Genomic DNA, 22832 nt, shown 5'->3' on the forward strand with positions numbered 1-22832 from the left:
TCAGCCAATTCATTGGCGTCAAAAAAATCTGTCGCGAATGATGGCACTTTGTCATAATGCCGCCCCTTTTCCTGCTCCCCACCGCTTTGCCGTGCCGGGACACACCGTTTTTTCAGAAGGAATGCACAGTGAGAATGATCTCCCGGATGTTGGTCTCAGGCGTTGCGATTGCCGTGCTCGGCACCCTCGCCAGCTCCCTTGCCGGCTGCGCCACCGAAAGCTCCCGCGCACTGCCGGTGGCCAAGGTCGAGAGCGCCACGCAAGTCTGGACCGGCGCTCGCGTACCGATGGCGGTGGGCAAGTTCGATAACCGCTCCAGCTACATGCGCGGGATCTTCTCCGACGGTGTCGATCGTCTCGGCGGCCAGGCCAAGACCATCCTGATCACTCACCTGCAGCAGACCAACCGTTTCTCGGTACTGGACCGCGACAACATGGGCGAGATCCAGCAGGAAGCCGCGATCAAGGGCCAGGCCCAGCGCCTCAAGGGCGCCGATTACGTGGTCACCGGTGACGTCACCGAGTTCGGCCGCAAGGAAACCGGCGACCACCAACTGTTCGGCATTCTCGGCCGGGGCAAGACTCAGGTCGCTTACGCCAAGGTCAACCTGAACATCGTCAACATCAGCACCTCCGAAGTGGTGTATTCGACGCAGGGCGCCGGCGAGTACGCCTTGTCCAACCGCGAAATCATCGGTTTTGGCGGTACCGCCGCGTACGACTCCACCCTCAACGGCAAAGTCCTTGATCTGGCCATGCGCGAGGCGATCAATCGTCTGGTCGATGGCATGAACGCCGGTGCCTGGAAACCGGCTAACTGATCGTTATTCATTGCAAGGAGCAACACCCCATGAATCTGACTTTGTCGCGGTCGCTGCTGGCCCTGACGCTGGCCGCCAGCGCCTTGCTGGCCGGTTGCAGCAGCCCGAAAACCCTGTACCAGTGGGAAGACTATCAACCGCAGGTCTACGAATACTTCAAAGGCGAAGAGCCGAAGGAAGCCCAGGCCGAAGTGCTGGAGCGCGATCTGCAAAAGATCCGTTCCACTGGCAAGGCCGTGCCGCCGGGCTATCACGCGCACCTGGGCCTGCTGTACCTGAGCATGGGCAAGGACGATCAGATGGTGCAGCAGTTCCGCACCGAAAAAGCGTTGTTCCCCGAGTCCGGCCCGTACATGGATTTTCTGCTTAAAAACGCCAAGACCGGAGACGCCAAATGATTTCGCGCACCCTGAAACTGCTGGCCGCCGGTTTGGCCCTGACCGTGCTCGGTGGCTGCGTCGCGCCGAAAACCGTGGATTACTCGGCGTACAAGCAGGCACGGCCGAAGACCATTCTGGTGCTGCCGCCGCTGAACACCTCGCCCGACGTGAAGGCGTCGTACAGCCTGCTGTCGCAGGTGACATTCCCACTCGCTGAAGCCGGTTACTACGTACTGCCGATCACGCTGGTGGACGAAACCTTCCGCCAGAACGGTCTGACCACACCGGATGACATCCATCAGGCTCCGGCGAACAAGCTGAAGGAAATCTTCGGCGCCGACGCTGCGTTGTACATCACCGTGACCGAGTACGGTACGCGTTACATGGTCATCAGCAGCGAAACCGCCGTGACCGCCACCGCCAAACTGGTGGACCTGAAGTCCGGCACCACGCTGTGGACCGGTTCGGCGCGGGCGTCGAGCGAAGAGGGCGGTAACAACAGCGGTGGCGGTCTGGTCGGCATGCTGATTACCGCCGCAGTGAAGCAGGTGATCAACAGTTCGACCGACGCCGGGTATCCGATTGCCGGTGTGGCGAGCAATCGTCTGTTGTCGGCCGGTCAGCACGCCGGCCTGTTGTACGGTCCGCGTTCGCCGAAATACGGTACTGACTGAAGATCAAAAGATCGCAGCCTGCGGCAGCTCCTGCAGGGAAACGCATCCCAAATGCAGGAGCTGCCGCAGGCTGCGATCTTTTTGCATCATGACGGCCTCCCGCTCACTTGACCCCGCCTGACTTGCGATTCATCCCCTGCATCTCGCCACCAAAGGCGATATCCTGCGCCACACTTATCGAAGCAAACAGCGCAAAACTCTGGAACACCGTGTTTGCCCGAGGCTAAAGGAGTGTTCGAATGACCGAGAAGAAACTGGAAACCACGGTCGACCGCGTCTACCAAGGGGTTTACCAGGCGATCAGCAAACGTTCGCTGCGTCCGGGGATGAAGCTGGGCGAGGCTTCGCTGGCCGAACTGTTCAATGTCAGCCGTACGTCGGTGCGCGCTGCGCTCAAGCAACTGGAGGCCGAAGGCCTGGTCACCACCGAGCCCAATAAGGGGGCGTCGGTGTCGTTGCCGAGCAATGAAGAGATCCGCTCGCTGTTCGAAACCCGGCGGCTGATCGAGATCGGCATCGTCACCGAGCTGTGCCGCCGCAAGGACGCCGCGGCGATGCAAGACCTGCGCAAACACCTGTTGCTGGAAGATGAAGCCCACGCCGCCGGCGATCATGAACGACTGATCCACCTGCTCGGCGAGTTCCATATCAAACTGGCGCGCAGCCTCAATAATCCGGTGCTGCTGGACTGGTTCCAGAAGCTGATTTCCCGTGCCTCGCTGTACGTTGCCGCACTGGATGACGACAGCCACGAAGCCTGCCGCGACAACGAACATCTGCGCCTGATCGAATACATCGAGGCAGGCGACCAGAACGCCGCCATCGAGCTGACCTGCCTGCACCTCAATGGCGTCGAAAAGGCGATTCTCGACGTCGCTGCGAAGATGAAAACTGGCTACCATCCGCTCAAACACCTGATCGGGGTCTGAACCCCGGGCGCCGCGAGAAATCGGCTATACCTTCAATGAAACCAATGCGACCGGCGGCGCTCGAAACACAGGGGCGCTGCGTCCGTTCAGCGTTGCGATATATCGGGCAAACACCACAGGACACCGAGTCAATCGATGCAGTTTTTATCCGATAGCCACGGTTGTGACGGCTGGAAAGGCGAGATGGCCGAACGCATTTGCGCGTTCGACTGGCGCCACACCGAACTCGGCCCGCTCGACACCTGGCCTGCCAGCCTGTGCAGCGCCGTGCAATTGATGCTGGCCTCGCCCTTGCCGATGGTCATGCTCTGGGGCCACGCCGGGTACATGATCTACAACGACGCGTACTCGCAGTTTGCCGGTGGTCGCCACCCGTATCTGCTGGGTGCACCCGTGGAACTGGGGTGGCCGGAAGTCGCCGACTTCAATCGGCACGTGGTTGACACCTGTCTGGCGGGCGGCACCTTGTCCTACCGCAACAAGGAACTGGTGCTGTTGCGCGATGGCGTGCCTGAAGATGTCTGGATGGATCTGTATTACAGCCCGGTGGCCAACGACGACGGCGTGCCTTCCGGGGTGATGGCGATGGTGGTCGAGACCACCGAGTTGGTGCGCTCCGAGCGCCTGCGTCAGGCGGCAGAAGACGCCTATCGGGCCGACAACGAACGGGTGCGTCTGGCGCTGAATGCCGGGGCGTTGCTCGGCTCGTTTGTCTGGGATGTGAAGAACAATGTGTTGTCGGCGGACGAGCGTTTCGCTCGCACGTTTTCGTATCCGCCCGAGCAGGATCTGAGCAACCTGCCGCAATCCCTGACTGAGTCGCGGATTCACCCGGATGACCTGGCGTGGGTGCAGGACCGGGTCAATCATTCGCTGCAGACCGGCGAGCCGTACAACGCCGAATACCGCGTGCGGCGCGCGGACGGCAGCTACCTGTGGGTGCTCGCCAGTGGCGCCTGCGAGTTCGACGAACACGGCGCGCCGTTTCGTTTCCCCGGGGTGTTGATCGACATCCATGAACGCAAGATTGCCGAAGAATCCCTGCTCAAATTCACGCGCAACCTGGAGCAGCGGGTGGCCAGTGAAGTGGATGCCCGGCTGGCGGCGGAGGAGCAATTGCGCCAGTCGCAAAAACTTGAAGCCATCGGCGGACTGACCGGCGGCGTGGCCCACGACTTCAACAACCTGCTGCAAGTGATTGCCGGCAACCTGCATTTGCTGGCGCGGCATGAGCCGGACAATGCCAACGTGCAACGCCGGGTCAGCGCCTCGCTGGCAGCGGTGGAACGCGGTGCGAAACTGTCGTCACAATTGCTCGCTTTTGCCCGGCGCCAACCGTTGTCGCCGGCGGTGTGTGATCCACGGCAGATCTTCGACGGCGTCGGCGAATTGCTGCAGCGTGCGCTGGGCGAAACCATTCAGATCGACGTGCAATTGCCGCAGGACCCCTGGCACATCAACGTCGACCGCAATCAGCTGGAAAACGCCATTCTCAATCTGGCGATCAACGCCCGGGACGCGATGAAAGGCGAGGGCACGATTGTCCTCAGCGCCATCAATACGCGGCTGGACAGCACTTTTTGCGCAGGCAAAGGCATCGTCGCCGGCGATTTCGTGCGGGTGATGGTCAGCGACAGCGGCGTCGGCATTGCGCCTCAAATGCTTGAGCAGGTATTCGAGCCGTTCTTCACCACCAAGGCTGACGGCCAGGGTACCGGGCTCGGTTTGAGCATGGTGTTCGGCTTCGTCAAACAAAGTGGTGGCCATGTCGAGATCGACAGCACCGTGGGCGAAGGCACGCGGGTGCAACTGTACTTTCCGCGCAGCCTGCGTCCGGTCCTTGATGAAACGCCGAGCGTCGACCCGCAGCAGAGCGGCGGCCACGAAACCATCCTGGTGGTTGAAGACAACGACGCGGTGCGCGCCTCGGCCGTGGAATTGCTGCGCGAGGAAGGCTACCGCGTACTGACTGCGAGCAATGGCGACGTGGCGATGCAGAGGCTGCTGGAAGGTATCGAAGTGGATCTGATTTTCACCGACGTGGTGATGCCGGGGCTGATCAAAAGCTCCGATCTGGCGGCATGGGCCAAGGTGCAGGTGCCGCCGGTGGCGGTGCTGTTCACCTCTGGGCACACCCGCGACATCATTTCACGCAACCACCAGTTGAGCCCGGACACGCACTTGCTGAGCAAACCGTATGGCCCGAAGTCACTGTTGCAGATGATTCGATCGGTGCTCAGTGCCTAGCTGGCCAATTCCCGATTCCCTGTGGCGAGGGGATTCATCCCCGATGGAGTGCGCAGCACTCCCCTGCATTTTTCCAGCTATATGGCATTTGCAGTGACTGCGCCGGCGATCGGGGATAAATCCCCTCACCACAGGGTTCAGCTTCGCCCCTATTTTTTCTGCAGGGACAGCCAATGACTTCCAAGCGTAATTCCAAAGCACCCGCCGGCATGGTCCGGGTGCGTGGCGCCCGTGAGCACAACCTGAAGAACGTCGACGTCGACATCCCTCGCGATGCGCTGGTGGTGTTTACTGGCGTTTCCGGTTCGGGCAAGTCGTCGCTGGCCTTTTCGACCTTGTACGCCGAAGCCCAACGGCGCTATTTCGAATCGGTGGCGCCGTACGCGCGGCGCCTGATCGATCAAGTCGGTGTGCCGGACGTCGATGCCATCGAAGGCTTGCCGCCCGCCGTGGCTTTGCAACAGCAGCGCGGTACGCCGAGCACGCGCTCGTCGGTGGGCAGCGTGACCACCTTGTCCAGCCTGATCCGCATGCTGTATTCCCGCGCCGGCAGTTATCCGCCGGGGCAACCGATGCTCTATGCCGAGGATTTTTCTCCGAACACGCCGCAGGGCGCCTGTCCTGAGTGCCACGGCCTTGGCCGGGTCTACGAAGTGACCGAGGCGCTGATGGTGCCCGATCCGGACCTGACCATCCGCCAGCGCGCCGTGGCGTCCTGGCCGCTGGCGTGGCAAGGGCAGAACCTGCGCGACATTCTTGTGACCATGGGCATCGACGTCGACATTCCGTGGAAGAAGCTGCCGAAAAAACAGCGCGACTGGATTCTGTTCACCGAAGAAACGCCCACCGTGCCGGTGTACGCCGGGCTGACCCCGGAGGAAACCCGGGTCGCGCTCAAACGCAAGATGGAACCGAGTTATCAGGGTACGTTCACCGGCGCCCGGCGCTACATCCTGCACACCTTTACCCACTCGCAAAGTGCACTGATGAAGAAGCGCGTTGCGCAATTCATGCTCGGCAGCCAGTGCCCGTTGTGTGACGGCAAGCGCCTCAAGCGTGAAGCGTTGTCGGTGACCTTTGCCGGCTACGACATTGGCGAGTTGTCGCAGATGCCGTTGCTGCAAGTGGCCGAAGTATTGAAGCCCGTGGCCGCGGCGACGTACCTGGAACTGGCCGAGGAAAGCGGTGAAACCCTCAGCCATGCGCAAACCCGCGAGGCGCGTCAGCAACGCGTCGCCCACGGTGCCAGTGGCCACGCCAGCGCGCCGGACGTACGCCACACGCCGAACCTGTCGCTGGAAAAGCGTCTGGCGGCGCAGCGCATTGCCGAGGACTTGCTGGAACGGGTGAGCACCCTGACCGATCTGGGCCTTGGTTACCTGGCGCTGGAGCGCAGCACGCCGACCTTGTCGTCCGGCGAGCTGCAGCGCCTGCGTCTGGCGACACAATTGGGCTCGCAGCTGTTCGGCGTGATCTACGTGCTCGACGAGCCGTCCGCCGGCCTGCACCCAGCCGATGGCGAGGCGCTGTTCGAGGCCTTGCAGCGCTTGAAGGCCGATGGCAACACGCTGTTTGTGGTCGAGCACGATCTGGAAACCATGCGCCGGGCCGACTGGCTGATCGATGTCGGCCCGGCGGCGGGCGAGAAGGGCGGGCAGGTGTTGTACAGCGGCCCTCCGGCCGGGTTGGCCGAGATCGACGAATCGCAGACCCGCGCCTATCTGTTTGCCGAGAGCCAGCGGCAGACCCGCACCGCGCGCAAGCCGAGCGGCTGGCTGAAACTCGATGGCATCAGCCGCAATAACCTGCACAACCTCAGCGCTGAATTTCCGCTGGGCTGTTTCACCTCGGTGACCGGGGTATCGGGTTCCGGCAAGTCGAGTCTGGTCAGTCTGGCGTTGCTCGAACTGGTCGGTGCGCAACTCGGCCGGCCGGTGATTGAAGAGGCGCCGGAAGAACTCAGTCTCGAAGACGACGCGCCGCAGGCCAGCAGCGGTCAGGTGACTTCAGGGCTGGAGTCGATCAAACGACTGGTGCAGGTCGATCAGAAGCCGATTGGCCGTACGCCGCGTTCGAATCTGGCGACCTACACCGGGCTGTTCGACAACGTCCGCAAACTGTTCGCCGCCACCCCCGAGGCGCGGGCGGCGGGGTACGACGCCGGGCAGTTCTCCTTCAACGTCGCCAAGGGCCGTTGCCCGACCTGCGAGGGTGAGGGGTTTGTCAGCGTTGAGTTGCTGTTCATGCCGAGCGTGTATGCACCGTGTCCGACCTGCCATGGCGCGCGCTATAACCCGCAGACGTTGATGATTCAGTGGCAAGGCCTGAGCATTGCGCAGGTGTTGCAACTGACCGTGGATGAGGCGGTCGAGGTGTTCGGCGAACAGCCGGCAATTCGCCGTTCGCTGGAAGTGCTGCGAGACATCGGCCTCGGTTATCTGCGGCTCGGGCAGCCGGCTACCGAGCTGTCCGGTGGCGAGGCACAGCGGATCAAACTGGCAACCGAACTGCAGCGCAATCAGCGCGGCGCGACCTTGTATGTGCTGGATGAACCGACCACCGGCTTGCATCCGCGGGATGTCGATCGGCTGCTGGAACAACTGGACAACCTGGTGACGGCAGGGCACACGGTCATCGTGGTCGAGCATGAAATGCGTGTGGTCGCGCAGAGTGACTGGGTGATCGACATCGGCCCGGGGGCCGGGGATCAGGGCGGCCGGATTGTCGTGGCCGGCACACCGCAGAAAGTCGCAGCGAGCAAGAAGAGCCGGACGGCGCCATTTCTGGCGCGGGCCTTGAGCCGATAGCGACGCCGTCCCGACCGGCCCCATCGCCAGCAGGCTGGCTCCTACAGTTTTTTGCGGTGTGCACAAGGCTGTTGATCAACATAAAACCTTGTGGGAGCTGGCTTGCCAGGGATAGCGGAATGTCAGGCAATGAGAGGCTGAATGTGCCGACGCCATCGCGGGCAAGCCCGGCTCCCACAGGTTTTTGCGGTGTTCACAACACCTGCGGATGGCATCAGTCCTGTGGGAGCTGGCTTGCCAGCGATAGCGGAATGTCAGGCAATGAGAGGCTGGATGTACCGACGCCATCGCGGGCAAGCCCGCTCCCACAGGTTTTTGCGGTGTTCACAACACCTGCGGATGGCATCAGTCCTGTGGGAGCTGGCTTGCCAGCGATAGCGGAATGTCAGGCAATGAGAGGCTGGATGTACCGACGCCATCGCGGGCAAGCCCGCTCCCACAGGTTTTTACGGTGTTCACAACACCTGCGGATGGCATCAGCCCTGTGGGAGCTGGCTTGCCAGCGATAGCGGAATGTCAGGCAATGAGAGACGGAATGTGCCGACGCCATCGCGGGCAAGCCCGGCTCCCACAGGTTTTTGCGGTGTTCACAACACCTGCGGATGGCATCAGTCCTGTGGGAGCTGGCTTGCCAGCGATAGCGGAATGTCAGGCAATGAGAGGCTGGATGTACCGACGCCATCGCGGGCAAGCCCGCTCCCACAGGTTTTTGCGGTGTTCACAACACCTGCGGATGGCATCAGTCCTGTGGGAGCTGGCTTGCCAGCGATAGCGGAATGTCAGGCAATGAGAGACGGAATGTACCGACGCCATCGCGGGCAAGCCCGCTCCCACAGGTTTTTACGGTGTTCACAACACCTGCGGATGGCATCAGTCCTGTGGGAGCTGGCTTGCCAGCGATAGCGGAAGGTCAGGCAATGAGAGGCTGAATGTACCGACGCCATCGCGGGCAAGCCCGGCTCCCACAGGTTTTTGCGGTGTTCACAACACCTGCGGATGGCATCAGTCCTGTGGGAGCTGGCTTGCCCGCGATAGCGGAAGGTCAGGCAATGAGAGGCGGAATGTGCCGACGCCTTCGCGGGCAAGCCCGCTCCCACAGGTTTTTGCGGTGTTCACAACACCTGCGGATGGCATCAGTCCTGTGGGAGCTGGCTTGCCAGCGATAGCGGAAGGTCAGGCAATGAGAGGCTGGATGTACCGACGCCATCGCGGGCAAGCTCGCTCCCACAGTTTTTTGCGGTGTTCACAACACCTGCGGATGGCATCAGTCCTGTGGGAGCTGGCTTGCCAGCGATAGCGGAATGTCAGGCAATGAGAGGCTGGATGTACCGACGCCATCGCGGGCAAGCTCGCTCCCACAGTTTTTTGCGGTGTTCACAACACCTGCGGATGGCATCAGTCCTGTGGGAGCTGGCTTGCCAGCGATAGCGGAATGTCAGGCAATGAGAGGCGGAATGTACCGACGCCATCGCGGGCAAGCCCGCTCCCACAGGTTTTTACGGTGTTCACAACACCTGCGGATGGCATCAGTCCTGTGGGAGCTGGCTTGCCAGCGATAGCGGAATGTCAGGCAATGAGAAGCTGGATGTGCCGACGCCATCGCGGGCAAGCCCGCTCCCACAGGTTATCGGGTGATCATGAACCTTGTGGGCGCCAGCCTGCTGGCGATGGCGGTGTGTCAGGCGCCATCAAGCGTGCGCCGGACCTTGTCCAGCAATTCGCTGATCTGGAACGGCTTGACCAGCATTTCCATGCCGCTGCCCAGAAATACCTGGCGATTGATCGCGGTCTCGGCATAACCGGTCATGAACAGAATCGGCAGGCTTTCACGCCAGCCCCGCGCCACGTCCGCCAGTTCACGACCGCTCATGCGCGGCAGGCCAACGTCGCTCAGTAACAGGTCGATGGTCGAATCATTCTGCAAGCGCTCCAGCGCGGTTTCGATATCCGCCGCCTGGGTGCAGCGGTAACCCGCATCCTCCAGCACTTCGGTGACGAACATGCGCACCGCCGGCATGTCTTCGACAATCAGGACATGTTCACCGGCGCCCTGCGGATCAATTTTCGGTGCCGGGATATCGGCCCCGGTCGGGTCGTTGGTCGCCGGCAGCATGAGGGTCACTTCGGTGCCGCGCCGTGCCACGCTGCGGATGTGCGCATCGCCGCCGGACTGGCGGGCGAAACCGTAGATCGTCGACAACCCCAGACCGGTCCCCTGACCCAGCGGTTTGGTGGTGAAGAACGGATCGAACACTTTGTCGATCACACTGTGCTCGATACCGGTGCCGTCATCGCGCACCGACAGCGCCACATACGCACCATCGGCCAGGTTCGGGTCGCCGTGGGAATATGCCGCATAGGTGTTGACCCAGATATTGCCGCCTCTGGGCAGCGCATCCCGGGCATTGATCACCAGGTTCAGCACCGCGCTTTCCAGTTGCACCGGATCGACCAGGGCAATCGCCGGTTTGTTGGTCAGCTCAAGTTTGAGCGTGATGCGTTCACCGATGGTGCGCATCAGCAACTCTTCCAGCGAGCGCACTTGCTCATTGATGTCTACCGGTCGGGTATCCAATGGCTGTTGGCGAGCGAAGGCCAGCAGGCGATGAGTGAGTGACGCGGCACTCATCGCCGAATTCAGTGCGGCTTCGGCGTAGAACTGCACCTTGTCCGGACGCGCATCGGCCACGCGTTTCTGGATCAGTTCCAGACTGGTGATGATCCCGGTCAGCAGATTGTTGAAGTCGTGGGCAATGCCTCCGGTGAGCTTGCCCAGCGCGTCCATTTTCTGCACTTGCAGCAGCTGCGATTCGGCACGCACGCGCTCGGCGACTTCCTTGGCCAGTTGTGTGGTGGTGTCGTCCAGCTGTGCCAGGTGCGAGCGTTCGCGGTGGCGATGCTCGGTGACGTCTTCGACGAATACCAGGCTGAGCTGCGGCGTGCGGTACGGCGAAATCTGCCACTCGGTTTCACGAATCTCGCCCTGTACGCGCATGTTCAACGTGCCTTTCCAGCGCTCGCCATCGACCAGTCGCAGACGCAACTCGTCGAGAATCGCGCCCTGGTCATCGTCGAAGCATTCGCTGAGGGTGTGCGGGTTGCGGTTGTCCTGAATCATCTGCGTGAAGGCGTGGTTGCACTCATGCACTTTCAGGTTGGCATCGAGCACGGCAATCGGCGCCGAGACATTGACGAAAATCTCGCGGAACCGGGCCTCGCTCTCACGCAGCGCATTTTCGGTATCACGCACTCGCAGCAAAGTGCGCAGGGTCGCCAATAGCACGTCCGGGTCCACCGGGTGAATCAGGTAGGCATCGGCCCCGGCGTCCAGCCCGGTGATGATGTCGCCGGTCTGGATCGATGCGGCAGACACATGGATCACCGGCAGCAGCGCGGTATGCGCATCAGCCCGCAGAATGCGCACGATATCGAAACCGCTCATGTCCGGCAGATTGACGTCGAGGATCAGGGCATCGAGCGCTTCGCTGGCGATCAGTGTCAGGCCTTCGCTGCCGGTACCGGCCTCCAGCACCTCATAGCCATGGCGCTCCAGACGCCGGCGCAAGGCGTAGCGAGTGGCGACGTTGTCGTCGACGATCAGCAGACGGATGTCACGTTTCATCGACATTCTCCAGGGCGAGCGCCAGTGGAATGATCACGAAAAAGGTCGAGCCGACCCCTGGCTTGCTGTCCATTCCGACCTCGCCGCCGAGCAGGGCGGCGAAGCGCTTGCACAGCGACAGGCCGAGACCGGTGCCGCGCAGGCGTTTCTGCAATGGCGAGTCGACCTGAGAAAAGTCCTCGAACAATGCACCATGCAGCTCCGGCGCGATACCGATGCCGGTGTCGCTGACGGCAAAACGTACTCTGTCCGCACCTTCCAGGCGCGCCGAGACCCGGACTTCGCCACGGGTGGTGAATTTCAGCGAGTTGGAAATGAAATTGCGCAGGATCTGCGCGAGTTTCTTGTCGTCGGTGTACAGGCGCGGCAATCCGACCGGCTCTTCGAAAATCAGATCAACCGCCGATGCATCGACAATCGGCCGAAACATGCCGCGCAATGCGCTGAACAGATCGAACATGTCGAACCACGCCGGAGAAATACTGATTCGTCCGGCTTCGATCTTCGCCAGATCGAGCAAGTCGTCGACCATGTCGCTCAATTCACGGGCGGCGCTGCTGACGAACGCCACTTGTTTGTGCTGCTCGGGGCTGAGCGGGCCGTCGAGCTCGTCGGCGAGCAAACTGTTGACGCTCAGGATCGAACCCAGCGGCGTGCGGAACTCATGGCTCATGTACGACAGGAAACGGCTTTTCAGATCCGAAGCCTGGCGCAGTTGTTCGGCCTGGGTGTCGAGCTCGGCGTAAAGCGCAAGCACGCCCTGGTTGGTTTCGTCGAGTTCGTCGCGCAGGGCGGCGGTCTCGCTTTGCAACTGGGCGATCAGCGCAGCCTGCTCCGCCGCGTTCAGGGTGGGCGACTCAGCCATGGGCGGCCTCCAGGGCAACGACCAGCACCGTTACGTCGTCGCGTCCGCGACAGAAATCGCGGTGCAGGACGCTGGCTATCACGGCGGGATGGCGGTGCACCAGACCGGGGTAGTCTTGAAGATTCCAACGGGACTGCAGGCCGTCGCTGTACATGATCAATAGATGTCCGTTCACGTGAGCATAGTCAAAGGGCTGGGCTTTCCGGTATTGGCCGCCGACGATCCCCGGGTGAGAGGCCAGCCCGCGCGACTTGTCGGCGCTGATCAGGCTGGCGCCGATGTTGCCCACGCCGGTATAGGTCAGGCCGTCGCGGGCGGCATTGAACTGCGCGAACGCGGCAGCACCACCGCGGCTGCCGATCATGTCGCGGTGCATGTCCTCCATCAGCAGCACCGGGCTGGCGAACGGGCTCTGGGCGAACACCTGTTCGCCGGCCTTGGCCGCCCGCTCGGCGTCTTCACCGTGGCCGAGGCCGTCGATGATCAGCGCACTGACGTTGGTACCGTTGTACGCCAGGTGCCAGGTGTCGCCGCACGCCGGATCGTTGTGCAGTGAGTGCTGGCTGACGCCGTAACGCAGGTCGGGCTGACGGTCTGCGCGTGGATACAAACGCGCCAGCAGCACCGCGCCACGGGTGTCGGCATAAACGTCAAACACGTCGGTCTGGCGCGCCACGGCGCCCAGCCCGATGCCCTGGGTGCCACCGGTGGAAAAGCCATCGGTCAGGCACGCGTCCAGGTCAAAGCCTTGAGCGCGATCGACCGCAAGCATTTCGATGCCGAAGCCGCCGGTTCGCGGTAGCAGCCGCAGATGAAACTCGCCACGGCTGGCATGCTTGAGCACATTACTGGCCAGTTCGGTGGCGACCAGCGCCACACGTCCGGCTTCGGTCGCATCGAAGCCATGTTGCTCGGCGAGCCGTTGCGCGGTGCGCCGGGCGTGGCCGATCTGGCTGCTGTCTTCGATCAGCAGCACCTGGGTCAGCGACCCAGCGATATTCATGTCCATCGGGTGATCGTTATTCGAGTGCCCTTGCCGGGCTCGGTGTCCAGTTCGAATTCATCGACCAGCCGTTTCGCGCCCGTAAGCCCCAGGCCCAGACCGCTGCCGGAGGTCCAGCCATCGGTCATCGCCAGTTTGATGTCGGGAATGCCCGGGCCTTCATCGCGAAAAGTCAGGCGCAGGCCGACACGTGCGTTTTCGTCGAGGATCTGCCAATCCATGTCGCCGCCACCGCCGTAGACCATGGTGTTGCGCGCCAGCTCTGAAACGGCCGTCACCAGTTTGGTCAGGTCGATCAGCCGCATGCCGCATTCGGTGGCCAGTTTGCGCGCCGTCTGCCGGGCGAGCACCACGTCCTGCTCGATGCTGATCGGTTGAGTACCGCTGCTGCGTACGGTCATTGTTGGCGTACTCGTTCCTGCAGCAGTTTCATTCCGCGCTCGACGTTCAGCGCGGTGCTGACGCCGGGCAGGGTCAGGCCGAGTTCGACCAGGGTAATTGCCACGGCGGGTTGCATGCCTACCAGCATGGTTTCGGCGTCCATGATTTTTGACAGGCCGGAGATGGTGCCGATCATCCGCCCGATGAACGAGTCGACCATGTCCAGCGCCGAGATATCGATCAACACACCGCGCGCCGACGTCCTGCTGATGCGCTCGGACAGGTCGTCCTGCAGGGTCAGGGCCAGTTGGTCATGCATGTCGACCTGGATGGTGACGAGCAGAAAGTCGCCCATTTGAAGAATCGGAATACGCTCCATCGGCTCAGACCACTTTGCCGAGGCTGATGCCCAGGCGGGTAAGCGCGAGTTTCAACGCATCGGCCAGATTGGCCTTGGTGACCACGCCTTGCAGGTCCAGACCCAGGTGCACGATGGTCTGGGCGATCTGCGGACGCACGCCGCTGATGATGCAGTCGGCGCCCATCAGGCGAATCGCGGTCACGGTTTTCAGCAGGTGTTGCGCGACCAGGGTATCCACGGTGGGGACGCCAGTGATATCGATGATGGCGATTTCCGAACCGGTGTCGACGATGCGTTGCAGCAGGGACTCCATCACCACCTGGGTGCGTTGCGAGTCCAGGGTACCGATCATCGGCAGCGCCAGCACGCCATCCCACAGCTTGACCACTGGCGTGGAGAGCTCCAGCAATTCTTCCTGTTGACGTTTGATCACCGCTTCGCGGGACTTCTGGAAGGTACGGATGGTGTGCATGCCGAAGGCGTCGAACAGTTCGGAAATCTCCCAGAGTTGTTCGGCCAGCAGTGCCGGTTGTTCGCGATAGTGACTTTGCAGCAAGGCAAACAGCGGGCCTTTGAGCGCGAAAATGAAGCTGGCGGTCTGTTGCGAATCCTGACCGAGCAGGGCGCGGCTGTGGGAAAGCTTTTCGAGGAACTGGCGGGTGGCTTCCCAACCCGGCGCATTGATGTGGGTGCCGTTGTCATCCTGCAAGCCATTGATCACCAGTTGCAGGAATTCGCTGGTCTGTTGTTGCAGGTCATGGTCCTTGAGGTTGCGGGTGGCGCCGCTGGCTTCCAGGCGTTGATCCATTCGCTCAGCAGTTGGGATTGTTTGTTTTTCATCGCATCGAATGTGCTGTTCTGCAGTGCTGCCATGTGCCTGTTGCTCCGTAGCGTATGGGGGCCGGTTCTGTAAAAAGTGACCGGTGCGAACTCAGTGACCTTTGCCGTTCAAAATAGTTGTTCGGTTGCGCAAGGATATTTTTGATCTGGCGCAAGAAAGGCCCCGGTAACTGTAGTCGGCGCCCCTGAAACCAGCGATGTTTTGAACGTTGGCCGTGTAGCGGCTTCGAACATTCAGGGCCGGCGGGTTTGAGTCGCGCCAGCATTAGAAAAACGAGGTGGCTATGAACGAGCAATCGCAACAGCAGCAACCGGGTGCCGAACCGATCAATCGCAACGACCCGGCCATCGATCCGCAAGTGCCGGGACAGAGCTCACCCATCCCGCCGAAGGGCGAGGGCGAACAAGTCCAGAGCGCTGACCCTGCGGTGGACCAGAAGAACAAACACACCGACAACGACAACGAGTTCAGCCCCGGTTTCGAACCTGAGCCCGATCGTCCGAAGCCCGGTGAGAAAACCGATGCCGACATCGATACTGACGGCGGTTGATCACGCTGAAATGACAAAAGGCCGCATTAATCAATGCGGCCTTTCGTTGTGCAGCGCCCGGGTTACTTGCTTGGGTGCTTGGCCTGCAACTCTTTGGCGGCCGCCAGGTGTTTTTCCAGCGCCGGCAACATCTTCTGCGCGAAGGCTTTCAATTCCGTGGCGCCCTTGACCTTGTCGTCGGTCACCGTGTTCGCTTCTTTCTTGAACAATTCGATGGTTTCTTCGTGGGCTTTGACCTGGTTGTTGGCGTAGGCCGCATCGAAGGATTCGTCACGCATGTCGAGGATCTTCTCCTTGGCCTGCTTGACCAGGGTGGTGCTGTCCGGCACCTCGATGTCATTGGCCTTGGCGATGCTCGCCAGTTCATCGTTGGCCTTGCCGTGGTCGGTGATCATCATGTTGGCGAAGGCCTTGATGTCGGCCGACTGGCTTTTTTCCAGGGCCAAGCGGCTGGTCTCGATCTCTGCAATGCCACCGGCTGCGGCATTGTCGACGAAACTGTTGGAAGTGGCGGCAAAGGCACTGCCCATGCCGCTGCTCAACGCGACAGCCAGAACGAGGTGACGCAGGTTGAATCCGTCCATTGGTATTTCTCCACACAGGTTTTTGTTGACGTTATGTAATGGAGGCAATGGCGCAGGCAAAGGTTTGATCGCGTTTACGACAGGGCGACGAACGGCCACCGCTGGTCTGACAGGTGGTCGACAGAACCCCTCAACCGAGGCCATTCTGATACGGGCTGACGCATCGGTCGCGTTGGCTGCCGATCAACTGACGGAGGTGTTCCATGCCGGTTCCCCATGACCTGTTTCAGGACTTGAGCTGCACGAAGGAAGAGATCCAGCAAAAACGCACCCAGGATCCACGACTGGATTCACTGATCAACAAGTATTCCCAGGCTGACGCCGACGTGGTCAAGGCCGAAACGGCCACCTCGGACGCCCCCAGCGACGACGCACTGAAAAAACTCAAAGAGAAGCGTCTGAAGGTCAAGGACGAAATAGTCAGCCATTTGCAGGCGCCGTCCTGATCCCCGGATGATCCGCCGACCCACGGTTGCGGATTGACTGGAACGACAACCACCCTCGGCACCTCGAATGTACAGAGTCTTCATTTAGCGACTCTTTGCGAGGTGCCTCATGAACACACCCAGATTCCCCAGTGAAGAGCAGGGCGGTTTCGACCCGGTTCCCACGCATCCTGAGCCCAACAGCCCGGCGCACACCACCACGTTTCCCGAAGAGCCGGACGAAGATCTTCCTGAAGACGAAGATCCGGACACGTTCGACCGATCCGGCAATTGACAGGCCCTGAGCGCTGGCAAGCCGGTTATCGCAGGGGATGTGTCTTTCAGTGGCGTCGGGACATTTGCCACTTGGCAGCACAAGCGTGCCGCTCGGGCGTTTCGCGGCTACAATGCGCGCCTTGACCGTGACCGCCTGACTAAAAAAACTATGTCCTTGCCCAAGCATCACCTGGAACTGCTCAGCCCCGCCCGTGACGTGGCCATCGCCCGTGAAGCCATCCTGCACGGCGCCGACGCCGTGTACATCGGTGGCCCGAGCTTCGGCGCGCGCCACAACGCCTGCAACGAAGTGAGTGAAATCGCCGGACTGGTGGAATTTGCCCGCCGTTATCACGCGCGCATTTTCACCACCATCAACACCATTCTGCACGACAACGAACTGGAACCGGCCCGCCAGCTGATCCACCAGTTGTACGACGCCGGCGTCGACGCGCTGATCGTTCAGGATCTGGGCGTGATGGAGCTGGACATTCCGCCGATCGAGCTGCATGCCAGTACCCAGACCGACATCCGCACCCTGGAGCGGGCGAAGTTCCTCGATCAGGCCGGTTTCTCGCAACTGGTGCTGGCCCGTGAGCTGAACCTGAAAGAAATCCGCGCCATCGCCGATGAAACCGATGCTGCCATCGAGTTCTTCATCCACGGCGCCCTGTGCGTGGCGTTCTCCGGGCAGTGCAACATTTCCCACGCGCAGACCGGGCGCAGCGCCAACCGTGGCGACTGCTCCCAGGCCTGCCGTCTGCCGTACACCCTCAAAGACGAAAAGGGTGGCGTGATCGCCTACGAAAAACACCTGCTGTCGATGAAGGACAACAACCAGAGCGCCAACATCCGCGCGCTGGTCGAGGCCGGTGTGCGCTCGTTCAAGATCGAAGGTCGTTACAAGGACATGGGCTATGTGAAGAACATCACGGCCTATTACCGCCAGCGTCTCGACGATGTGCTCGAAGACCGTCCGGATCTGGCCCGCGCTTCCAGCGGCCGCACCGCGCATTTCTTCCTGCCGGACCCGGAAAAGACCTTCCACCGTGGCAGCACCGACTACTTCGTCACCGATCGCAAGATCGACATCGGCGCGTTCGACTCGCCGACCTTCACCGGCCTGCCCGTGGGCACCGTCGAGAAAGTCGGCAAGCGTGACATGCAGGTGGTGACGCAGGAGCCGCTGTCCAACGGCGATGGCCTCAACGTTTTGGTCAAGCGTGAAGTGGTGGGTTTCCGCGCCAACATCGCCGAGCCGAAAGGCGAGTTCGAAGAAGACGGCGAGAAGCGCTACCGCTACCGCGTCGAGCCGAACGAAATGCCCGAAGGCCTGTACAAGCTGCGCCCGAACCATCCGCTGAACCGCAACCTCGACCACAACTGGCAACAGGCACTGCTGAAGACCTCCGCCGAACGCCGCGTGGCCCTGAGCTGGGTGGCGCGTCTGCGTGAAGAGCTGCTGGAACTGACCGCCACCAGTGAAGAGGGCATCAGCGCCAGCGTGACCTTGAACGGCCCGTTCGGGGTGGCCAACAAGCCGGAGCAGGCGCTGGAGCAATTGCAGGATCTGCTCGGCCAGCTCGGCACTACCCAATATCACGCCATCGACGTGAAACTGGACGCACCGCAGGCATTCTTCATTCCGAACTCGCAGCTCAAAGCCCTGCGTCGCGAAGTCATCGAAGCGCTGACCGCCGCCCGCGTTGCGGCGCACCCGCGTGGCAGCCGCAAGGCCGAAACCACGCCGCCGCCGGTGTACCCGGAGTCGCACCTGTCGTTCCTGGCCAACGTCTACAACCAGAAGGCCCGCGACTTCTATCACCGCCACGGCGTGAAGCTGATCGATGCGGCTTACGAGGCCCATGAAGAAGCCGGTGAAGTGCCGGTGATGATCACCAAGCACTGCCTGCGTTTCTCGTTCAACCTGTGCCCGAAACAGGCCAAGGGCGTGACCGGCGTGCGCACCAAAGTCGCGCCGATGCAGCTGATTCACGGCGACGAGGTGCTGACCCTGAAGTTCGACTGCAAGCCGTGCGAGATGCACATCATCGGCAAGATGAAAGGCCACATCCTCAACATGCCGCAGCCGGGCAGCGTGGTGGGCCACATCAGCCCCGAAGACCTGCTGAAAACCATCCCGCGCGCGCCACACTGAGTGACGGGCGAGCGTGGCACAACGCTGTCACGCCTGCTCGGGCTCGCGCTCCGCGAGGTCTTCGAGCAAGTCGGCTGATGGTACAAAAAACAAACCTCCGGTGACTGCCGTGCTGAAGTCCAGCAAACGGTCGTAGTTGCCGGCAGGTTTGCCGACAAACATGTTCTCCAGCATCTGCTCGATCGGTTCCGGCGAGCGCGCGTAACCGATGAAATAAGTGCCGAACTCGCCAGCCCCCGGGCGACCGAACGGCATGTTGTCGCGCAGGATCTTCTGCTCCTGGCCGTCCTTGGTGATGGTGGTCAGGGCGCTGTGGGAGTTGCTCGGCTTGACCTCCTCACCGAGTTCGATGTCAGCCAGTTTGGTGCGGCCGATCACCTTCTCCTGAGCCTCGACGCTCAACGCATTCCACGCCTGCATCTTGTGCAGGTACTTCTGCACCAGCACATAGCTGCCGGATTCGAACGCCGGATCTTCGTTGCCGATCAGTGTGAAGTGATCGGCCTTGCGGCCCACCGGGTTCTCGGTGCCATCAACGAAACCGATGATGCTGCGCATGTCGAAGTAGCGGAAACCCTGCACCTCATCGACCACCGTGATTGCGCCGTTGAGTGCGCTGCATAGCTGCGTGGCCAGTTCGAAGCACAGGTCCATCTGCTCGGCACGGATGTGCAGCAGAATGTCCCCCGGCGTCGCCACCGCACGGCGGCCCTCGACGCCGAACTCACGAAACGGATGCAGCGAGGCCGGGCGCGGGCTGCCGAACAGGGAGTCCCAGGCGCTGGCGCTGAACCCGCAGACACACGACAGGTTGCCGTTGGGCACGCGTTTGCCGACCGAACGGGTGAGGGCGGCGATGTCGCCGCACCAGCCGCGCACCTGACTGGCGGCGTCGTTCCCGGGCAGCAACGTGGCGACGATGAAGATCGCGCTGCTGGTGATGGGGTTGCAGATCGCTTGCGGCTCGGGGGTATCCATTGCTGAGGTCATCGTCGGTTCCATATGCGCGGGGCCAAGGTCGGCGCTCAGTATGAAACCAAAAACGTTTCATCGGTATCTCAGAAGCGACCCAGTCGATAGGCATCCATCGTCGGCACGCCGGAATTGGTCGAGGGTGACGCCAGTTGCGCAATCATCTCAGCAGTCACCGCCGCCTGCGTCAGCCCCAGATGCTGATGGCCGAAGGCGAGCAGCACCTTGCCGTCGCAAACCTGGTCGATGACCGGCAGCGAGTCCGGCAGCGACGGACGAAAGCCCATCCACGGCGTCGCGTCTTCAGCGTTCAAATCATGGCGGAACAAACCTTTGCTCAAGCGATGCAATTGCCAGGCGCGCTGCATGAACGGCGGGCGCTGCAGGCCGGCGAACTCCACCGTACCGGCCAGGCGCAGGCCGCCGGTCATTGGCGTCATGATGAACTTGCGCTCCAGTGACGTGACCGCAAACGGCAGGCGCCCGTGCTCGTGCGGCAACATCAGGTGATAGCCGCGCTCGGTGTCCAGCGGCACCTGCTTGCCGGTCAGCGCGGCGGTGAGCTTTGCCGAATGCGCACCACAGGCGATCAGCACCTGCCGCGCGCTGAAACGCCCCTGATCGGTAAGCAACGACACGCCATGCGCCTGCAACTGGCCGCCCTGAACGTCCTGCTGAATGAACTGCACGCCGGCCGTTTTCGCCGCACTCACCAGTTCACACACCACCTGATACGGGTCGAGAAAGTGCCCGGTATGCGGGTAGAACAACCCGCCCTGAATCTGCTCGCTGAGCTGCGGCGCGCGCTCCCTGACGACGTTGGCGGACCAGAAGTCCACCGGCACCTGCTGCTGACGCATGCGCGCCTGCAAGGCGTCGACGGCTTGTCGCGATTCGGCACGCTCGAACACCAGCAGCGAGCCGTCCTCCTTGAGCAGGTCGGGGCGGGCAATGCTGTGCAGCAGGCGCTTCCAGGCGTCCAGACTGCTTTCGTTGAGCGCACGCAGGCCTGCGATGGTGCGCCGGAACGGCGCCGGACGCAGGTTCAGCAGCAGGCGGGTGAACCACGGCACGGCGCACGGCAGGTATTTCCAGTCCAGTCGCAGCGGGCCCATCGGGTCCATCAGCATCGCCGGCAGACGCTTGAGGATCGACGCGTCGGCAATCGGAAACACCTGCTCGGTGGCCAAGTGTCCGGCGTTGCCGAACGAGGCGCCATGACCGGGCGGCTGCTTGTCGATGACCACCACCCGTTTACCCTGGCGCGCCAGTTGCAGAGCGCAGGCGACGCCGATGATGCCGGCACCGATCACGGCGATATCGGCGTGGTCTGCTGTGAGGTTGTCCGGCATGTTCAGGCTTCCCTCTGGCCGTCGAGCAAGCGCCGCAAGTGCAGCGGATTTGCCTGTTGCAACGGTAGCGGCAGCAAACCGTCAGGAAAGTCCTGATAGCACACCGGGCGCAGGAAACGCAGAATCGCCGCGGTGCCGACCGAGGTGCTGCGCGCGTCCGACGTCGCCGGGAACGGCCCGCCATGCACCATCGCATCGCACACTTCGACCCCGGTCGGCCAGCCGTTGACCAGCAGGCGTCCGGCCTTGCGTTCCAGTGTCGGCAACAAGGCCCGGGCACGTTCCAGATCAGCGTCATCCAGTTGCAGTGTGGCGGTCAACTGGCCTTCGAGATGCTCGCAGACCTGACGGATTTCATCGTCATTGGCGCAACGTACGATCAGCGACGCCGGGCCGAAAATTTCACTTTGCAGGCGCACGTCAGCGAGGACGTTCTGCGCCTGAGTGAGGAACAACTGCGCTTGACACTGATTAGGGCCTTCAGCTGCAAGACCGCTCGCCAGGCGTTGTGCCTGCGGATGTTCGGCCAGCGCGCCGACGCCAGTTTCATACGCGCGGAAGATCCCTGGCGTGAGCATGGTCTGCGCGGGGCTGCGCTCGATCAGCTCGGCGGCAGCGGCGATGAAAGCGTCCAGCGCCGCGCCTTGGCGAGCGATGACCAACCCGGGATTGGTGCAGAACTGCCCGGCGCCCTGAGTCAGCGAGGCGACAAAGCCTTGCGCCAACGCCTCACCGCGAGCGGCTAGCGCTGCGGGAAACAACAACACTGGATTGATCGAACTCATTTCCGCGTACACCGGAATCGGTTCCGGCCGTGCCTGCGCCGCTCGGCTCAAGGCAAGGCCGCCACTGCGCGAGCCGGTGAAGCCCACAGCCTTGATGCGCCAATCGCTGACCAGCGCAATCCCCACTTCATTGCCGGAACCGAACAGCAGGGAGAACACACCTTCGGGCAACGCGCACTTTTTCACGGCGCGAGCCAGCGCTTCGCCGACCAGTTCGCTTGTGCCGGGATGCGCGCTGTGCGCCTTGACGATCACCGGGCAACCGGCGGCCAGTGCAGACGCGGTGTCGCCGCCCGCCACGGAGAACGCCAGCGGAAAGTTGCTGGCGCCGAACACCGCCACTGGCCCCAGCGCGATCTGCCGCTGGCGCAGATCCGCGCGTGGCAGTGGCTGGCGTTGTGGTTGTGACTGATCGACGCGAACGTCCAGCCATTCGCCAGCGCGGACGGTGCGGGCAAAAGTGCGCAATTGTCCGCAGGTGCGTCCGCGTTCGCCTTGAATCCGTGCGCGCGGCAGGCCGGTTTCGGCCACGGCGCGGTCAATCAGCGCATCACCGAGGGCTTCGATCTCATCGGCGATGGTTTCGAGAAATTCGGCGCGAGCACTGAGGGATGTCTCGCGATATGGATCAAACGCTTGCCACGCGAGTTCGCAGGCCTGGTCGACCTGCTCGCTGCTGCCCCCAGCGTACGCGGGTTCCAGAACCGCATCGGTGGCGGGGTTGATCGCACGGATCGCTTCACGGCTGCCGGCAATGCCTTGGCCGCCGATCAACATGTGGCCTGTCAGAGTCATGGCG

The 22832-nt window shown here is 62.1% G+C and carries 19 protein-coding genes and 2 pseudogenes; 10 read left to right on the top strand and 11 right to left on the bottom strand.

Annotation, left to right across the window (positions count from 1 at the left end):
• The first annotated feature begins 134 nt into the window (after positions 1-134).
• From AC193Q_RS04755 to AC193Q_RS04765, 3 genes are read left to right on the top strand one after another with little or no spacing between them, the layout of a single operon-like run.
• Positions 135-821 carry a CsgG/HfaB family protein gene (locus AC193Q_RS04755; protein WP_177325722.1) on the top strand — a complete coding sequence of 229 codons (687 nt, stop codon included), beginning with the start codon at positions 135-137 and terminating at the stop codon, positions 819-821.
• 29 nt (positions 822-850) lie between these two features.
• On the top strand, positions 851-1219 hold the full coding sequence (locus tag AC193Q_RS04760; RefSeq protein ID WP_003225593.1) for a DUF4810 domain-containing protein: 369 nt from the start codon (positions 851-853) through the stop codon (positions 1217-1219).
• Positions 1216-1875 (top strand): DUF799 domain-containing protein, encoded by a 660-nt coding sequence (locus AC193Q_RS04765; protein WP_027613674.1) that lies wholly within the window; start codon positions 1216-1218, stop codon positions 1873-1875. The genes AC193Q_RS04760 and AC193Q_RS04765 overlap by 4 nt, the downstream gene beginning before the upstream one ends.
• Before the next feature lie 121 nt (positions 1876-1996).
• Here the strand turns inward: AC193Q_RS04765 and AC193Q_RS04770 are convergent.
• Positions 1997-2095: pseudogene (locus AC193Q_RS04770) on the bottom strand (hypothetical protein); the annotation flags it as partial.
• A gap of 19 nt (positions 2096-2114) precedes the next feature.
• Between AC193Q_RS04770 and AC193Q_RS04775 the strand changes: the two are divergent.
• The 3 genes from AC193Q_RS04775 to AC193Q_RS04785 all read left to right on the top strand — a co-directional run bounded on the left by AC193Q_RS04775 (position 2115) and on the right by AC193Q_RS04785 (position 7858).
• On the top strand, positions 2115-2804 hold the full coding sequence (locus tag AC193Q_RS04775; RefSeq protein WP_047294016.1) for a GntR family transcriptional regulator: 690 nt from the start codon (positions 2115-2117) through the stop codon (positions 2802-2804).
• 135 nt (positions 2805-2939) lie between these two features.
• Positions 2940-5051, top strand: coding sequence for a hybrid sensor histidine kinase/response regulator (locus AC193Q_RS04780; protein WP_121185137.1), 2112 nt, complete (start codon positions 2940-2942; stop codon positions 5049-5051).
• A gap of 173 nt (positions 5052-5224) precedes the next feature.
• Positions 5225-7858 carry an excinuclease ABC subunit UvrA gene (locus tag AC193Q_RS04785; RefSeq protein ID WP_483879227.1) on the top strand — a complete coding sequence of 878 codons (2634 nt, stop codon included), beginning with the start codon at positions 5225-5227 and terminating at the stop codon, positions 7856-7858.
• A gap of 1678 nt (positions 7859-9536) precedes the next feature.
• Here AC193Q_RS04785 and AC193Q_RS04790 read toward each other — a convergent pair.
• The 6 genes and pseudogenes from AC193Q_RS04790 to AC193Q_RS04815 all read right to left on the bottom strand — a co-directional run bounded on the left by AC193Q_RS04790 (position 9537) and on the right by AC193Q_RS04815 (position 14963).
• On the bottom strand, positions 9537-11480 hold the full coding sequence (locus AC193Q_RS04790; RefSeq protein WP_483879228.1) for a response regulator: 1944 nt from the start codon (positions 11478-11480) through the stop codon (positions 9537-9539).
• Positions 11470-12345 (bottom strand): sensor histidine kinase, encoded by an 876-nt coding sequence (locus tag AC193Q_RS04795; protein WP_239777386.1) that lies wholly within the window; start codon positions 12343-12345, stop codon positions 11470-11472. The genes AC193Q_RS04790 and AC193Q_RS04795 overlap by 11 nt, the downstream gene beginning before the upstream one ends.
• On the bottom strand, positions 12338-13348 hold the full coding sequence (locus AC193Q_RS04800) for an ATP-binding protein (RefSeq protein WP_483879620.1): 1011 nt from the start codon (positions 13346-13348) through the stop codon (positions 12338-12340). The genes AC193Q_RS04795 and AC193Q_RS04800 overlap by 8 nt, the downstream gene beginning before the upstream one ends.
• The gene (locus AC193Q_RS04805) at positions 13345-13749 is read right to left on the bottom strand and encodes an anti-sigma regulatory factor (protein ID WP_041072521.1); all 405 of its coding nucleotides are present in this window, start codon (positions 13747-13749) and stop codon (positions 13345-13347) included. Before AC193Q_RS04805 ends, AC193Q_RS04800 begins: the two co-directional genes overlap by 4 nt.
• Positions 13746-14108 (bottom strand): STAS domain-containing protein, encoded by a 363-nt coding sequence (locus AC193Q_RS04810; protein ID WP_041072523.1) that lies wholly within the window; start codon positions 14106-14108, stop codon positions 13746-13748. The genes AC193Q_RS04805 and AC193Q_RS04810 overlap by 4 nt, the downstream gene beginning before the upstream one ends.
• Positions 14109-14112: 4 nt before the next feature.
• A pseudogene (locus tag AC193Q_RS04815) lies at positions 14113-14963 on the bottom strand (STAS domain-containing protein).
• A gap of 251 nt (positions 14964-15214) precedes the next feature.
• On the opposite strand from AC193Q_RS04815, the gene AC193Q_RS04820 reads away from it, so the two are divergent.
• Complete coding sequence (locus AC193Q_RS04820; protein ID WP_047294029.1) at positions 15215-15481, top strand: hypothetical protein; 267 nt, start codon at positions 15215-15217, stop codon at positions 15479-15481.
• A gap of 62 nt (positions 15482-15543) precedes the next feature.
• Here the strand turns inward: AC193Q_RS04820 and AC193Q_RS04825 are convergent, their stop codons facing one another.
• Positions 15544-16065 (bottom strand): DUF4142 domain-containing protein, encoded by a 522-nt coding sequence (locus tag AC193Q_RS04825; RefSeq protein ID WP_121185148.1) that lies wholly within the window; start codon positions 16063-16065, stop codon positions 15544-15546.
• A 203-nt stretch (positions 16066-16268) separates the two neighbouring features.
• Between AC193Q_RS04825 and AC193Q_RS04830 the strand changes: the two genes are divergently transcribed.
• The 3 genes from AC193Q_RS04830 (at position 16269) to AC193Q_RS04840 (ending at position 18924) form a co-directional block, all read left to right on the top strand.
• On the top strand, positions 16269-16511 hold the full coding sequence (locus AC193Q_RS04830) for a DUF465 domain-containing protein (RefSeq protein WP_042559423.1): 243 nt from the start codon (positions 16269-16271) through the stop codon (positions 16509-16511).
• Between the two features lie 109 nt (positions 16512-16620).
• Positions 16621-16785 (top strand): hypothetical protein, encoded by a 165-nt coding sequence (locus tag AC193Q_RS04835; RefSeq protein ID WP_179294925.1) that lies wholly within the window; start codon positions 16621-16623, stop codon positions 16783-16785.
• Positions 16786-16935: 150 nt separating this feature from the next.
• Positions 16936-18924, top strand: coding sequence for a peptidase U32 family protein (locus AC193Q_RS04840; protein WP_047294032.1), 1989 nt, complete (start codon positions 16936-16938; stop codon positions 18922-18924).
• Between the two features lie 27 nt (positions 18925-18951).
• On the opposite strand, the gene AC193Q_RS04845 is transcribed toward AC193Q_RS04840, so the two are convergent.
• The 3 genes from AC193Q_RS04845 to AC193Q_RS04855 all read right to left on the bottom strand — a co-directional run bounded on the left by AC193Q_RS04845 (position 18952) and on the right by AC193Q_RS04855 (position 22828).
• The gene (locus AC193Q_RS04845) at positions 18952-19914 is read right to left on the bottom strand and encodes a Dyp-type peroxidase (RefSeq protein WP_315438413.1); all 963 of its coding nucleotides are present in this window, start codon (positions 19912-19914) and stop codon (positions 18952-18954) included.
• Between the two features lie 68 nt (positions 19915-19982).
• Positions 19983-21248 carry an NAD(P)/FAD-dependent oxidoreductase gene (locus AC193Q_RS04850; protein ID WP_483879229.1) on the bottom strand — a complete coding sequence of 422 codons (1266 nt, stop codon included), beginning with the start codon at positions 21246-21248 and terminating at the stop codon, positions 19983-19985.
• A gap of 2 nt (positions 21249-21250) precedes the next feature.
• On the bottom strand, positions 21251-22828 hold the full coding sequence (locus AC193Q_RS04855; protein ID WP_483879230.1) for an aldehyde dehydrogenase (NADP(+)): 1578 nt from the start codon (positions 22826-22828) through the stop codon (positions 21251-21253).
• Positions 22829-22832 lie beyond the last annotated feature (4 nt).

It is taken from the genome of Pseudomonas sp. F2, assembly GCF_057174385.1.

Bases quoted from the DNA above. Each gene is read 5' to 3' on its own strand.
- AC193Q_RS04755 (WP_177325722.1), top strand. From the start codon at position 135: ATGATCTCCCGGATGTTGGTCTCAGGCGTTGCGATTGCCGTGCTCGGC.
- AC193Q_RS04760 (WP_003225593.1), top strand. From the start codon at position 851: ATGAATCTGACTTTGTCGCGGTCGCTGCTGGCCCTGACGCTGGCCGCC.
- AC193Q_RS04765 (WP_027613674.1), top strand. From the start codon at position 1,216: ATGATTTCGCGCACCCTGAAACTGCTGGCCGCCGGTTTGGCCCTGACC.
- AC193Q_RS04775 (WP_047294016.1), top strand. From the start codon at position 2,115: ATGACCGAGAAGAAACTGGAAACCACGGTCGACCGCGTCTACCAAGGG.
- AC193Q_RS04780 (WP_121185137.1), top strand. From the start codon at position 2,940: ATGCAGTTTTTATCCGATAGCCACGGTTGTGACGGCTGGAAAGGCGAG.
- AC193Q_RS04785 (WP_483879227.1), top strand. From the start codon at position 5,225: ATGACTTCCAAGCGTAATTCCAAAGCACCCGCCGGCATGGTCCGGGTG.
- AC193Q_RS04790 (WP_483879228.1), bottom strand. From the start codon at position 11,480: ATGAAACGTGACATCCGTCTGCTGATCGTCGACGACAACGTCGCCACT.
- AC193Q_RS04795 (WP_239777386.1), bottom strand. From the start codon at position 12,345: ATGGCTGAGTCGCCCACCCTGAACGCGGCGGAGCAGGCTGCGCTGATC.
- AC193Q_RS04800 (WP_483879620.1), bottom strand. From the start codon at position 13,348: ATGAATATCGCTGGGTCGCTGACCCAGGTGCTGCTGATCGAAGACAGC.
- AC193Q_RS04805 (WP_041072521.1), bottom strand. From the start codon at position 13,749: ATGACCGTACGCAGCAGCGGTACTCAACCGATCAGCATCGAGCAGGAC.
- AC193Q_RS04810 (WP_041072523.1), bottom strand. From the start codon at position 14,108: ATGGAGCGTATTCCGATTCTTCAAATGGGCGACTTTCTGCTCGTCACC.
- AC193Q_RS04820 (WP_047294029.1), top strand. From the start codon at position 15,215: ATGAACGAGCAATCGCAACAGCAGCAACCGGGTGCCGAACCGATCAAT.
- AC193Q_RS04825 (WP_121185148.1), bottom strand. From the start codon at position 16,065: ATGGACGGATTCAACCTGCGTCACCTCGTTCTGGCTGTCGCGTTGAGC.
- AC193Q_RS04830 (WP_042559423.1), top strand. From the start codon at position 16,269: ATGCCGGTTCCCCATGACCTGTTTCAGGACTTGAGCTGCACGAAGGAA.
- AC193Q_RS04835 (WP_179294925.1), top strand. From the start codon at position 16,621: ATGAACACACCCAGATTCCCCAGTGAAGAGCAGGGCGGTTTCGACCCG.
- AC193Q_RS04840 (WP_047294032.1), top strand. From the start codon at position 16,936: ATGTCCTTGCCCAAGCATCACCTGGAACTGCTCAGCCCCGCCCGTGAC.
- AC193Q_RS04845 (WP_315438413.1), bottom strand. From the start codon at position 19,914: ATGACCTCAGCAATGGATACCCCCGAGCCGCAAGCGATCTGCAACCCC.
- AC193Q_RS04850 (WP_483879229.1), bottom strand. From the start codon at position 21,248: ATGCCGGACAACCTCACAGCAGACCACGCCGATATCGCCGTGATCGGT.
- AC193Q_RS04855 (WP_483879230.1), bottom strand. From the start codon at position 22,828: ATGACTCTGACAGGCCACATGTTGATCGGCGGCCAAGGCATTGCCGGC.